The sequence below is a fragment of the Sphingomonas sp. Ell38C01 genome, assembly GCF_055231975.1.
Window position 1 is genome coordinate 3,217,623 of the sequence record NZ_JBUYVA010000001.1, and the last position, 13,944, is coordinate 3,231,566.

The following is a 13,944-nucleotide window of genomic DNA, read 5'->3' on the forward strand; positions in this document are numbered from 1 at the left end:
CGCGCCTGCCGCTGTAGAGGCGCAGGGTTAAGGCCAGGTTGGCATCCGGGCTGTCTGTGCCAGCTCTTGGCGCCATGTGGCGGATGGACACTCAGGCCTTGGAATCACAGGCGGATCGCTATCCGGAACGGAATTGTTCGGAATCGAGAACCGCCAGCGATCGAACGCGATTCCGGCCTAATACCTTACCGCACGTCGCAACGCCGCCTCGGCAAGTGGGCGCATCGCCGCATAGCCCGCGGCGTTCGGATGCACCCCATCCCTCGCGAAATCGGGCTTCATCGCGCCGTCCTGGGTCGCCAGCGCGGGCCAGTAGTCGACCCAGACGATCCTGTGCCGATCCGCATAGGCCTTGAGCCCGGCATTGATCTCCCGGATCTGCGCGACGGGGCTGACCTCGGGCCGCCACTTGAACGCTGCCGCGGGCGGAATCGAGGCGAGGACGACGGTTATGCGGTTGGCGCGCGCGATCTCCGCCATGCCGGTGATGTAGCCAAGTACCTCCTCGGTTGTCGCCGGCCCCTGGTTGCGCGCGACATCGTTGGTGCCCGCCATGATATGCACGACGCGCGGTTTCAGCGCGACGACGTCGGCGTGGAATCGGACCAGCATCTGCGCCGCGGTCTGCCCCGAGATCCCGCGCCCGACGAACCGGGGCTCATCCTTGATGAAGGGCTGGAGCGCCCAGCCCTCGGTGATCGAATCGCCCATGAACACCACGCGGTCAGGCATGGCCTCGGCCCGGATCGCAACGTTGGCGTCCCGATAGCGGGCGAGATTGCCCCAGTCGCCATTCGCGCCCTGACTGGCGGGACGCGCGACGGGCGGCTGCGCCGACTGCTGTGCGTGAACGGAGCCGGATAGGCCGACGAGCAACAGGGCGATGGGCAGCATGCGCATTGTCGGTTTCACCTTCCGCAATTCGACACCGTGTACCCCACCTTAGATCCGCGTCGCACCGGAATAGGCGAACAGCAAGTCGCTCCCGGCTTCGGACACGATCTCCTCGTCCCCCGTCACCAGCACGCACTCGCCCGCCTTGAACGCGACGCCGCCGACCTCGCCCTTGCCCGTCACCGGCACCAGCCAGCCCTCGTTGCCTTCGGGCAGCGACACCCGCCGGCGCCCGCCCGGCCAGCGCTCAAGAACGAATTTCGGCCCCTCGACCAGGATGGTACGGTCCTCAGAGATTTGGCCCGGCGCGTCGGGCGCGACATAGGGCGTCAGTTCGGCGACCGCGACGCCGTCGTCCAGATGCAGTTCGCGCGGCCGGCCGTAATCGTACAGCCGATAGGTGGTATCCGAGTTCTGCTGGATCTCGATCACCGTCAGCCCCGCGCCAATCGCGTGGATCACGCCCGAGTGCGAATAATAGAAATCGCCCGCCTTCACCGGCACCCAGTCCAGCTTGTCCTCGATGCTGCCGTCGAGCGCGCTGGCACGAAGCTCGTCCGCCGTCATCGCCTGCTTCGGCCCGATCGCGATCGTCGAATCGGGCTCTGCCGCCAGCACCAGCCAGCATTCGTCCTTGCCCCGCAGTAGACCTCGCTTGTGCGCTTCCTCGTCGCTTGGATGATCCTGCACCGACAGCTTCTCGCTGGTGAACAGATACTTCACCAGCAAGTCGGGCTCCTTGGGATGCGGCGACTGGAACCAGACCTCGCCGATCGGATCGGCATTGGGCGCGGGATCGGGGAAGCCGGGCCACAGCGTGTGGCTGCCCCATGGCTTTTCGACGCGCTTGGTGGCGAGGAGCGTGGCGGTCATGGCGATACATCCCAAGGCAAGGTGGACTGGCTAGGACAACGTCGCAGCCGGCGCGAGCGTTGCATACGGGCGATGTCGGCAATTGGAAGAAAATCCGTGGGACGTTCCGCCGCCAAATCGCCACGAACGCCCGCCACAGCCGCACGCGTAAACATCGATTGTTCGCAGGGGTAGCCCTGCGCTAAGGACGCCTCCACATGCGTAGTCTCCTGTCCCGCCCCGCCGCGATCCTCGCTCTCGCCGCCCTCGCCCTGCCGCTCGCGGCCTGCGGCGGTCGCACGAAGAAGGGCGACTTGCCCTACGTCGCGCGCGACGTCGGCACGCTGTACAGCACCGCCAAGCTGCGGCTCGACCAGCATCGCTACAAGGAAGCCGCGCAGCTCTTCGACGAAGTGGAGCGCCAGCATCCCTATTCGGTCTGGGCGCGACGCGCGCAGTTGATGGGCGCGTTCAGCTATTACCTCAATCGCGACTATACCGAATCGATCCAGTCGGCGCAGCGCTTCCTCGCGGTCCATCCCGGCAACCGCGATGCGGCCTATGCCTATTATCTCGTCGCGCTCGGCTATTACGAGCAGATCAGCGACGTGACGCGCGACCAGAAGATCACCAGCCAGGCGCAGGACTCGCTGGGCGAGCTCGTCCGCCGCTATCCCAACACCCGCTATGCCGCCGATGCGCGGCTCAAGATCGATCTCGTCCGCGATCACCTCGCGGGCAAGGAGATGGAGATCGGGCGATTCTACGAATCGCGCGGCCAGTGGCTGGCGAGCACGCTGCGCTTCCGCCGCGTCGTCGACGAATACCAGACGACCACGCACACGCCCGAGGCGCTGATGCGGCTGGTCGAGAGCTACCTCGCGCTCGGTGTGCGCGGCGAGGCACGCAAGACCGCGGCGGTGCTCGGGGCGAACTATCCGGGGACCGAGTGGTACAAGCACGCCTTCGACCTGCTCGGCGAGAACCCGTCGACGCCGATCCCGCCGGTCGCGCCCGGCACGCAGATCGTGCCGCCGCCGCGTCGCGGCACCGTCGAGGTCCTGCCCGAGAACCCCGGCGACGCGACGCCAAAGGCCGAAGCGCCCGGCGCCCCCACCCCCACCTCGCCCAGCGGCGGCGCGGGCAGCACGCGCCAGCCCTCCACCGCGCCCACCCCGGGGTCGCCCAACACCTGAGTCGCGCGGGCGTTCGCGCGATGAGAACAAAAACGGGTCACGCCGATCGCGAAAACCCGCTATGGACGCAGCCATGCTGACCGCGCTGGCCATCCGTGACGTCGTCCTGATCGAGGCGCTGGACCTCGAGTTCGACGCCGGCCTGGGCGTCCTGACCGGGGAGACCGGCGCGGGCAAATCGATCCTGCTCGACGCGCTTGGGCTCGCGCTCGGTGCGCGCGGGGACAGCGCGCTGGTCCGCCACGGCGCGGCGCAGGCGGCGGTGACCGCGACGTTCGATGCGCCCGCCGCCGCGCTGGCGCTGCTCGACGCGCAGGGGCTGGAGATCGACGCCGGCGAGCCGCTGATCGTCCGCCGCCTCGTCAAGCGCGATGGCGGCAGCCGCGGCTTCGTCAACGACCAGCCCGCCTCTGCCGCGCTGCTGCGCGAGCTCGGCGCGATGCTCGTGGAGATCCACGGCCAGCACGACGATCGCGGGCTGCTCGCACCCGCTGGCCACCGCGCGCTGCTCGACACGTTCGGGCGGGTGGACACCGCCTCGGTCGCGATCGCATGGCGCGCGTGGCGCGCCGCCGAGGATGCGCTGGACGCCGCCCGCGCGGAGATCGAAACCGCAGCGCGTGACCGCGAATGGCTGGAACACGCGGTCGGCGAACTGACCGCGCTCGCCGCCGAGCCGGGGGAGGAGGAGACACTCGCCGACACCCGCCGGTCGATGCAGCGCGCCGAGAAGATCGCGGACGAACTCGAACAGATCGAGGGCTGGCTGGAAGGACCGAACGGCGGCCTGGCGCAGCTGCGGCAGGCCGCTCGCGGGCTGGAGCGCGTGGCGGCGGACCATGCCGGCCTGGCCGACGCGCTCGCCGCGGTCGATCGCGCGATCATCGAGGGTTCGGTCGCCGAGGACCGGTTGCGCGACGCCCGACGCGACCTCGCCTTCGATCCGCGCGCGCAGGAGAACGACGAGGCGCGGCTGTTCGAGCTGCGCGCAATGGCACGCAAGCACCGCGTCCAGCCCGACGACCTCGCCGCGTTGACCGAGGATTTGCGCGCGAAGCTCGACCGGCTCGACGCTGGCGAGGATGGCGTCGCGCTGCTTGAGGCGGGCGTCGTCGCAGCGCGCGCCGACTACACCGCCACGGCCGATGTCGCGGGCGCATCGCGGCGCGCGGCCGCGGCGCGGCTCGACCTGGCGGTGGCGGGCGAACTCGCGCCGCTCAAGCTCGATTCGGCCAAGTTCCGCACCCGTGTCGACGTGGCGGGTGCCGATGCGTGGGGCCCCGCGGGCAAGGACCGCGTCGAGTTCGAGATCGCGACCAATCCCGGCGCGCCGTTCGCGCCGCTGACCAAGATCGCCAGCGGCGGCGAACTGTCGCGCTTCATCCTCGCGCTCAAGGTCGCGCTGGCGGAAGAGGGCGGCGCGGCGACGATGATCTTCGACGAGATCGATCGCGGCGTCGGCGGCGCGGTGGCCAGCGCGATCGGCGATCGGCTGGCCCGGCTGGCGACGCGCACCCAGTTGCTGGTCGTGACCCACTCGCCACAGGTCGCGGCACGCGGCGCGGCGCACCTGCTGATCGCCAAGAGCCACGACGGCACCGTCACCCGCACCGGCGTCCGCCGGCTCGACGACCGCGATCGTCGCGAGGAGATCGCCCGCATGCTTTCGGGCGCGACGATCACCGACGAGGCGCGCGCGCAGGCGGATCGGTTGCTGGAGACCGCCTGACGCCGTCAGCGGCGCGGGGGCAGTTCGATCGGCACGTAGAATTTCAGGATCAGGTCGCGCATCACCGTCTTGGTGTGCTCGGTCGGCTCGATCCAGGTGCGACGCCGGTCGTTGCGGTCCTCGGTACGGCGGATCAGCCCCTGCGCCTCCATCGCCTTCAGGTGACGCAGCGCGGTGGTCGGCGGTCCGCCGCTCGCGATGCACAGGCTGGTGACCGAGATCGAGCGCCCTTCCTCGCTCGCCGCGAACAGGTCGAGCAGCATGTTCCAGGCGACGTCGGCCACGAGATTGTGTCCCAGCTGCTCGGTCCGCAACAGCGACGACTTGTAGAAACTGCGCGCGATCGCGGCGAGGGGAACTGCCGTTGCCCCCCCCGGTTCGAAGCTGCTCGGCAGATTGTCCATCACGGTCTGGATGATCGTGTCGGTGACGGCGGAAGACAGTCCAAGGTCGAACAGCCGTCGGCGGAAATCTTCCACCTCCGCCGGCACATATCCCGATGTTGCCTGGATCCCCATGCGCACCCGTATGGATGATACCGGTAGCATTTAGCCATTGCGGGAAGAAAGATTGCCTCCATATCGGATTCATCGTTGCGGAATCGACGATCAACGGTTTCCTTTCATTCGTCGGGAAACACCGCGCAAGGCTTGCGTGCGCCTCCCCGGGTCCCCTAATCCTCCGCGCGAGATGACACCGCAGCCCGACACCGACGAAGCCGCCGCGGCGGAATTGGAAACGCTCGCGCTGACGATCGCGCACCACAACACGCTCTATCACGCCCACGACGCGCCGGAGATCAGTGACGCGGCGTACGACGCGCTGGTGCGTCGCAACACCGCCATCGAGCAAGCGTTTCCGCATCTGGTCCGCGGCGATTCGCCCAGCAAGGCGATCGGCGCGGCCCCCGCCGGGCATCTGGCCAAGGTGCGTCACGCGAAGCCGATGACCAGCCTCGACAACGCATTCAGCGACACGGAAGTCGCGGAATTCGTGCAGCGTGTCCGCCGGTTCCTGAAGCTCGCCGACGACACGCCCGTCGCGCTTACCGCCGAACCCAAGATCGACGGCCTGTCCTGCTCGCTGCGTTACGAGGGTGGTCGACTGGTCCAGGCGCTGACCCGCGGCGACGGCACGACCGGAGAGGACGTGACCGAGAATGTCCGCACGATCGCGGACATTCCCGCCGAGCTGAACGGCCCCGCCCTTGCGGTCTTCCCCGCCATTTTCGAGATCCGGGGCGAGGTCTACATGGCGAAGGAGGATTTCGCCGCGCTCAACGCCCGCCTGCTCGCCGAGGCTGCGGCGACGGGCAAGGAGGCACGCCAGTTCGCCAACCCGCGCAACGCCGCCGCGGGGTCGCTGCGCCAGAAGGACGCCAGCGTCACTGCCGCACGGCCGTTGCGCTTCCTCGCGCATGGCTGGGGCGAGGCGTCGGACCTGCCCGGGGAAACCCAGGCACAGATAATCGAGGTCATCGGCGGCTGGGGGTTCCCCGTCTCCGATGCGTTCGCCCGCGTGGACGATGCGGAGGCGGCGCTCGCGCTCTATAGCCGGATCGAGGCCGCGCGTGCCGACCTTCCCTTCGACATCGACGGCGTCGTCTACAAGGTCGACCGGCTCGACTGGCAGGCGCGGCTTGGCCAGGTCGCCAAGGCGCCCCGCTGGGCCATCGCACACAAATTCCCCGCCGAGCGCGCGCAGACCAGCCTCAACGCGATCGACATCCAGGTCGGGCGTACCGGGGCACTCACCCCGGTCGCGCGGCTGGAGCCGGTGACGGTCGGCGGCGTCGTCGTCACCAACGCGACGCTCCACAATGCCGACGAGATCGAGCGGCTGGGGGTGCGCCCGGGCGACCGCGTGGTCGTCCAGCGTGCGGGCGATGTCATCCCGCAGATCGTCGAGAACCTTACCGCCCGCGAACCCCGCGATCCGTGGGCCTTCCCGACGCATTGCCCCGAATGCGGATCGCTCGCGGAACGCGGCGAGGGAGAAGTCGTGTATCGCTGCACCGGCGGGCTGATCTGCCCCGCGCAGCGCGTCGAGCGGTTGATCCACTTCGTATCCCGCCATGCGTTCGACATCGCCGGGCTCGGCGCGACGCTGATCGAGGCGTTCTTCGCCGATGGGCTGATCGCGTCGCCCGCGGACATCTTCCGATTGACCGAGGAACAACTGGTCGCGCGCAAGAAGGACGGCCGCGTCTGGGCGGCGAACCTGATCGCTGCGATCACGGCGAAGCGCGAGGTCCCGCTCGACCGCTTCCTGTTCTCGCTCGGCATCCGCCATGTCGGCGAGATCACCGCACGCGATCTGGCGCGCCGCTATCGCTCGGCCACGGCGCTGGGGAGCGCGCTGCGTCACGCGGTGTTCCTTCATCACCAGACGCGGCCGGTGCTGGGCGAAACCGAGCGCAAGTTCGTCCTGCGCCGCGACAAATTGCTGGTCGCCGCGATAGAAACGGCTGGCATCGGCCCCGAAGTCGCAGGCGCGCTGGTCGGCTTCGCGGCGGAGAAACACAATCGCGACGTCGTGTTCGACCTGCTGCGGCAGGTGCGCCCCACCGACGTCGTCCACGAAACCCGCGCCTCCGAAGTCTCGGGCAAGACCGTCGTCTTCACCGGCACGCTCGAGGCGCTGAGCCGCGACGAGGCGAAGGCGCAGGCGGAGGCGCTGGGCGCCCGGGTGTCCGCATCGGTATCCGCCAGGACCGACCTGCTGGTCGCCGGCCCGGGCGCAGGATCGAAGGCGAAGAAGGCGGCGGACCTCGGCATCCGCGTGATCGACGAGGCGCAGTGGCAGGCGATCGTGGCCGCCGCGACGGGAACGGATTGAGGCCGGAATAGGGCAGGAACTGTCGCCTTTTTGCAACGCACAACGACTCGTTTCGTTCGCTGCCCGACTCCCGCTGGCGTGTGTCACGGAATCGAAATACTCGTTGTGCAGGGGCGCCGCTGACGGATCACAAAAGAGTGGCCGGCAGCGCACCGCGCTAAGGGGAACCAAGTCATGCGAAACAACCTTTTCCTGGGCGCGGCCATCGCTGCCCTCGTGATGCCTGCGGCAGCCAGCGCGCAGGAAACCACCGCGTCGATCCGCGGCACCGTCACCGCCGCCGGCACCGCCGTCGCGGGCGCCGAAGTCGTCGTCGTCAACGTCCCCTCCGGCACGCGCTCCACGACCACCACCGATGCCAACGGCACGTTCAACGCTTCCGGCCTTCGCACCGGCGGCCCGTTCAGCGTGACGGTCAGCAGCGCGCAGGGCTCGACCCAGGTGACCGACATCTACACCGTCGTCGGCCAGAGCTATGACCTGCCGATCGAACTCGCTTCGGGCGACACAGGCACCGAGATCGTCGTCACCGCCTCCTCGATCGCAGGCGCCGGCACGGTCAGCTCGGGCCCGCGTACCGTGCTGACGCAGGACGACATCTCGAAGGTCGCTTCGGTCAATCGCGACATTCGCGATCTGGCGCGCCGCGATCCGCTCGCCGCGCTGGATCTGTCCAACAGCCGGGCGGTCAGCTTCGCGGGCGTCAACCCGCGCTTCAATCGGTTCACGATCAACGGCGTCCAGGTCGGCGACAATTTCGGCTTGAACTCGGATGCGAACCCCACCGGACGCGGCCCCGTTCCCTTCGACGCGATCGGCCAGTTTTCCGTTTCGATCGCCCCATCGGACATCCGCCAGGGTAATTTCCAGGGCGGCGCGATCGATACCGTCCTGCTGTCGGGCACCAACGAGTTCCACGGCACCGGTTTCTACTCCCAGTCGACCGACGGACTGCAGGGCAGCACGATCGGCTCCAACACCCAGGTCCTGCCCAAGTACAAGTCGGAAACCTATGGCGCGACCCTGCGTGGGCCGATCATCAAGGACCGTCTGTTCTTCATGGTTTCGGGTGAGCGCAACACCGATCCGCGTCCCTTCTCCATCTCGACGATCGGCCAGATCCCCGGCCTGACCGCGCAGCAGATCACCAGCGTCCAGTCGATCGCCAGCAGCGTGTACAACTATCAGGCGGGCGACTTCCTGACGGTGAACAACCAGAAGGACGAGAAGATCGTCGGGCGCATCGATCTCAACATCACCGATGGCCAGCGACTGTCGGTGTCCTACACGAACGCATATGAATCGAGCACGGTCGGCAACAACACGTCGACCAGCCTGACGACACCGGCACTGGGCCTTGCCTCCAACGGCTACCAGCGCAGTGTGCTGCTGCGCGCGGGGATCGCACAGCTCAATTCCGACTGGACGGACAAGCTGTCGACCGAGGCACGCTTCATCTACAAGTCGAACAAGGTCGGCCAGACCCCGCTGAACGGCCTGGGCTTCGCCCAGTTCCGGGTCTGCACCGATCCCACCAGTGTCAATGCGACCGTCGGCGGCGTGACCAACAGCATCACCAACTGCGGCACTGCGCCGATCATCTCGTTCGGCCCGGATAACAGCCGCCAGGCCAACGAGCTGTACTTCGATACCTGGGGCGGCTCCCTGCTCGGCAAGTATAATGCGGAAGGCCATGAGGTCCGGCTTCTGGCCGAATACAACCGCAACCGTACGACGAACCTGTTTCTTCAGAACGCAGCCGGCAATTACTATTTCGACTCGCTGGCCGATTTTCAAAGCCGTCGCGCAAGCTCGCTGACCTACGCAAACGCCATTTCCGGTAATCTGCCGGATGTCGCATCGAACTTCGTTTACGATCAGTGGACGTTCGGCGCGCAGGACACATGGCAGATCGCCGATACGTTCGACCTTACCTATGGCGTGCGTTATGATCTCTACGGCATGCGCTCCGCGATTGCCCAGAACGACTCGTTCTTCTCGCGCTACGGCTTCTACAACACCAAGAACTACAAGGGTCTGGACAACTTCCAGCCTAGGATCAGCTTCAACTGGAAGCCGATCGACGGCCTGCGGATCCGCGGCGGCGCATCGGTCTTCGGCGGCGGTTCGCCCGACATCTACCTGTCGAACAGCTATTCGAACACCGGCGTGCTGTCGAACCAGGTCAACCTGCTTCGTTCGGGCACCGGCACCGGGGTCTGCACGACGCCGACCGCCGCAGTCTGCGCGGCCGGGCTGGACGGAGTGACGGGCACCAGCATCTCGCCCGTCGTCAACAGCTACCTCTCGACCGCCACGGCCGCGCTGCGCACCGCACCGACGTCCGCGCTCGCACAGGACTTCCGTCCGCCGTCGGTAACGAAGTTCAATCTGTCCGCGGATTACAAGCTGTTCGGTTTCGACGTGGGTGCCGACTATCTCTACACCATGACGAACGAGGGCGTCAGCTTCACCGATCTGCGCTCGCGGGTCGTCGGCCGGCTGCCCGATGGCCGTCCGCGGTACAACTTCGTGCCGACCCCAGGCGTCGCCGCCACGACCGATCTGAACGGCGACTATTTGCTGTATAACGATGGTCGCGGTCGCAGCCATGTCGGCGTCGTGCGGGTCAACAAGGACTTCGACTTCGGCCTGTCGCTCGGCGGCAGCTTCGCGCTGCAGGACGTCAAGGACGTCAGCCCGGCGACATCATCGACGCCTGGCTCGCTGTACAACAATGCGGCGAAGTCGGATCCGAACTTCCCCGCCTATGGCAAGTCGAACGACGAGACCACGTGGCGCTACACCTACAATGTCGGGTTCGATCGCGCGTTCTTCGGCGATTATCGCACCGTGGTTCAGCTGTTCGGCGAAACCCGCGCGGGACGTCGTTACAGCTTCACGATGCAGGATCTGGCACCCGCAGGCCAGAACTGCGCGCGGACCTGCACCTTCGGTACGATCGGCAACAACGACGCCCATCTGCTGTACGTGCCGACCAGCGGCAACGATCCGCTCGTCAGCTATGACAGCGCGGCAACCCAGGCGTCGCTGGAGACGCTGATCGGCGCGACCAATCTGAAGGATTATCGCGGTCGCATCGCGGCGAAGAACATCGCCCGCAACCGTGCCTTTACCCGCATCGATCTCCATCTCGAACAGCAGATCCCGACCTTCATCGGCAAGTCACGGATCACGCTGTTCGGCGACATCGAGAACCTGCCCAACCTGCTGAACAGCAAGTGGGGTGGCCTGCGTCAGTTCGGGTTCCCGTACACCGCATCCACGGTGCGCGTGCAGTGCCTGCAGGCGCCGGTCGCGACGGGCACCACCCCAACGGCGGCGCAATATTCGCTGTCGGCCGCGACGCCGTGTGCGCAATATCGCTACTCGACGTTCCGCGACGCGAACGAAGTCGTGCAGTTCAACAACTCGTTGTATCTGATCCGTCTGGGCGCGCGCTTCTCGTTCTGATCCGCGCGGTCCGTCGGGACCACGGAAAAGGCCGCCGTTCCCATCCGGGAGCGGCGGCCTCTTCGTGCCGGCCTTCTCGCGAAACCGCCCCTTTTGCGAAACCGTCGCGGCGCGTGTAGAGCCCCGCGCATCATGGCGCCCGCCCCCTCCCCCACCACACGCCCCACCCCGACGCATTTCGTCCGCCCGTTCTTCGAGGACAAGGCGCGCGCGTTCTGGATGCTCCAGGCGGCAGGATGGACCGGTTATCTGATCCTGCGCTCGGTCTCGACGTTGTCGAACGGCGTCGGGCTCCAGGCGATCATCACCAACATCATCGAAGCCATCATCGGCTATTGCATCACGCTGCTGCTCTCGACGCTGTACGGCTATTACCGCCAGCTGCCGCGCGTGACGGGCATATTGCTGTCGATCTTTACGCTGGGCGCCGCCACCTTCCTCTATTCGCTGCTCAACGCCTTCTCGTTCAGCTTCATCAAGCTGGCCGCGCCGGGGATCGACATCGCGCTGCTGCTCGGCACCGTCTTCCTGAACTTCACGGTTCTGGCGGGCTGGTCCGCGCTCTATTTCGGGATCAATTTCTACCTGATCGTCGAGGACCAGATCGACCAGATGCGGCATCTGGAGACGCAGGCCTCGTCCGCGCAGCTGGCGATGCTGCGCTACCAGCTGAACCCGCATTTCCTGTTCAACACGCTCAATTCGATCTCGACGCTGGTGCTGCTGAAACAGACCGAGCGCGCCAACGCGATGCTCAGCCGGCTGTCGTCGTTCCTGCGCTACACGCTGGCGAACGAGCCGACCGCGCACGTCACGATCCTCCAGGAGGTGGAGACGCTGAAACTCTATCTCGAGATCGAGAAGATGCGGTTCGAGGAGCGTCTGCGCCCCAAGTTCGAGATCGATCCGCTGGTGGAGAAGGGGCGCCTGCCCTCGCTGCTGCTCCAGCCGCTGGTCGAAAACGCCATCAAATACGCGGTCACCCCGCAGGAGGACGGCGCCGAAATCCGCGTCGTCGTGCGGCTCGCCGGGGACCGGGTGCAGATCGGCGTATCCGATACCGGTCCGGGATTGCAGGCGAACAAAAACCGGCCTTCCCTTTCAACCGGCGTCGGCATCGCCAATATCAGGGAGCGGTTGGTGCAGGCCTACGGCCCGGACCACCGGTTCGAGGTGCGGGCGATGCCGACCGGCGGGTTCGGGGTGGAGATCGAGATTCCGTTCCAGCTCGACGAACCGAACAGAGACGTATGACCGTGACCGCCAGTTCTGATCCTTCACGATCGCGGCACGGATACTCGGAGAAGACGACGACCATGACCATCCGAACCATCCTCGTCGACGACGAGCCGCTCGCGATCCAGGGGCTCGAACTGCGCCTCGCGGTGCACGAGGACGTGGAGATCATCGCCAAGTGCCAGAACGGGCGCGAGGCGATCAGCGCGATCAAGACCCACAAGCCCGACCTCGTCTTCCTCGACATCCAGATGCCCGGCTTCGATGGCTTCTCGGTGGTGCAGGGGTTGATGGAAGTGGAGCCGCCGTTGTTCGTCTTCGTCACCGCCTATAGCGACCACGCGTTGCGTGCGTTCGAGGCGCAGGCGGTCGATTATCTGATGAAGCCCGTCGAGGAGGCGCGCCTCGCCGACACGCTCGACCGCGTCCGCCAGCGGCTCAACGACAAGAAGGGCGTCGAGGAAGCCGAGATGCTCAAGGAGGTACTCGCAGAGCATGCCCCCGAAGCCGCCGCGGATCTCGCGGACGGCGGCACTGGCGGCGCGGAGCCGAACGCGAACCGCTTCGAAAAGATGATAAACATCAAGGATCGCGGCCAGATCTTCCGCGTCGACGTCGACACGATCGAGCTGATCGAGGCCGCGGGCGACTATATGGTCATCAACACCGGCGACAATTCGCTCGTCCTGCGCGAGACGATGAAGGACCTGGAGAAGCGCCTCGATCCGCGTCGGTTCCAGCGCGTCCACCGCTCGACGATCGTCAACCTCGATCTCGTCAAGCAGGTGAAGCCGCACACCAACGGCGAATGCTTCCTCGTCCTCGAATCGGGCGCCAGCGTGAAGGTGTCGCGCAGCTACCGCGATGTCGTGGCGCGCTTCGTCCACTGACATGAACGGCACGGCCGTCCAAGTGGCGGCGCTCTACCGGTTCGCGGACTTTCCCGATCCCGCCGCCTTGCGCACGCCGTTGCTGGCGGTGTGCGCCGACGGCGGCGTACGCGGCACGCTGTTGCTCGCCCGCGAGGGGATCAACGGGACGATCGCGGGGCCGGCGGAGGGGGTCGCCGCCGCGCTGGCCCATACCCGCGCGCTGCCCGGTTGCGCCGATCTCGACGTGAAATATTCGACGGCTGCCGCGATGCCGTTCGACCGCTTGAAGGTCCGCCTCAAGCGCGAGATCGTCACGATGGGCGTCCCCGCGCTCGATCCGCGACGCGACGCGGGCACCTATGTCGCGCCCGCCGACTGGAACGCGCTGATCGACGCGCCCGACACCGTCGTGATCGACACGCGCAACGCATTCGAGGTTGCGATGGGGTCGTTCGCGGGCGCGGTCGATCCCGGCACGCGCGCGTTCGGCGAGTTCCCCGCCTGGTTCCGCGACAATCGCGACGCGCTGCTCGCGGGGAGCAAGCGTGTCGCGATGTTCTGCACCGGCGGCATCCGCTGCGAAAAGGCCACCGCGCTGCTGAAGGCGGAGGGGATCGACGAGGTCTATCATCTGGACGGCGGCATCCTGCGCTATCTGGAGGAGGTGCCCGAGGCGGACTCGCGCTGGCATGGCGGCTGTTTCGTGTTCGACCAGCGAGTCGCGGTCGGCCACGGGCTGGTCGAACTCGGCGATGCGGCGGCCTCGCCAGCCACGGGCCAATGTGGCAGCGACGTTACTTGACGACACCGGAAGGGTGACCGAGGGTCCGGGAACGACGACTCAGGATTTCCC

10 protein-coding genes are annotated in these 13,944 nt (G+C 66.9%); 7 read left to right on the forward strand and 3 right to left on the reverse strand.

Annotated elements, in window-relative coordinates:
• Nucleotides 1-177: 177 nt before the first annotated feature.
• Together ACV7NO_RS15270 and ACV7NO_RS15275 are read right to left on the reverse strand one after the other, a co-directional pair.
• Nucleotides 178-894: a GDSL-type esterase/lipase family protein gene (locus ACV7NO_RS15270; protein WP_463406810.1), complete on the reverse strand. Its 717-nt coding sequence runs from the start codon at nt 892-894 to the stop codon at nt 178-180.
• Between the two features lie 48 nt (nt 895-942).
• The gene (locus ACV7NO_RS15275; protein WP_463406811.1) at nt 943-1,767 is read right to left on the reverse strand and encodes a class I mannose-6-phosphate isomerase; all 825 of its coding nucleotides are present in this window, start codon (nt 1,765-1,767) and stop codon (nt 943-945) included.
• A 197-nt stretch (nt 1,768-1,964) separates the two neighbouring features.
• Here ACV7NO_RS15275 and ACV7NO_RS15280 point away from each other — a divergent pair, with 197 nt between their 5' ends.
• Complete coding sequence (locus ACV7NO_RS15280) at nt 1,965-2,942, forward strand: outer membrane protein assembly factor BamD (RefSeq protein ID WP_463406812.1); 978 nt, start codon at nt 1,965-1,967, stop codon at nt 2,940-2,942.
• 73 nt (nt 2,943-3,015) lie between these two features.
• Nucleotides 3,016-4,671, forward strand: coding sequence for a DNA repair protein RecN (gene recN, locus ACV7NO_RS15285; protein ID WP_463406813.1), 1,656 nt, complete (start codon nt 3,016-3,018; stop codon nt 4,669-4,671).
• A 5-nt stretch (nt 4,672-4,676) separates the two neighbouring features.
• Here the strand turns inward: recN and ACV7NO_RS15290 are convergent, their stop codons facing one another.
• Nucleotides 4,677-5,189: a hypothetical protein gene (locus tag ACV7NO_RS15290; protein WP_463406814.1), complete on the reverse strand. Its 513-nt coding sequence runs from the start codon at nt 5,187-5,189 to the stop codon at nt 4,677-4,679.
• A 172-nt stretch (nt 5,190-5,361) separates the two neighbouring features.
• Here ACV7NO_RS15290 and ligA point away from each other — a divergent pair, with 172 nt between their 5' ends.
• From ligA to trhO, 5 genes are all read left to right on the forward strand, one after another.
• Nucleotides 5,362-7,509, forward strand: coding sequence for an NAD-dependent DNA ligase LigA (gene ligA, locus ACV7NO_RS15295; RefSeq protein ID WP_463406815.1), 2,148 nt, complete (start codon nt 5,362-5,364; stop codon nt 7,507-7,509).
• 174 nt (nt 7,510-7,683) lie between these two features.
• Entirely contained in the window at nt 7,684-10,983 is a 3,300-nt protein-coding gene (locus ACV7NO_RS15300; RefSeq protein WP_463406816.1) for a TonB-dependent receptor, read from the forward strand.
• A 132-nt stretch (nt 10,984-11,115) separates the two neighbouring features.
• Nucleotides 11,116-12,237, forward strand: a complete 1,122-nt coding sequence (locus ACV7NO_RS15305; protein ID WP_463406817.1) for a sensor histidine kinase — start codon at nt 11,116-11,118, stop codon at nt 12,235-12,237.
• 62 nt (nt 12,238-12,299) lie between these two features.
• Nucleotides 12,300-13,109 (forward strand): LytR/AlgR family response regulator transcription factor, encoded by an 810-nt coding sequence (locus ACV7NO_RS15310; protein ID WP_463406818.1) that lies wholly within the window; start codon nt 12,300-12,302, stop codon nt 13,107-13,109.
• A gap of 1 nt (nt 13,110) precedes the next feature.
• Complete coding sequence (gene trhO, locus ACV7NO_RS15315) at nt 13,111-13,893, forward strand: oxygen-dependent tRNA uridine(34) hydroxylase TrhO (RefSeq protein ID WP_463406819.1); 783 nt, start codon at nt 13,111-13,113, stop codon at nt 13,891-13,893.
• Nucleotides 13,894-13,944 lie beyond the last annotated feature (51 nt).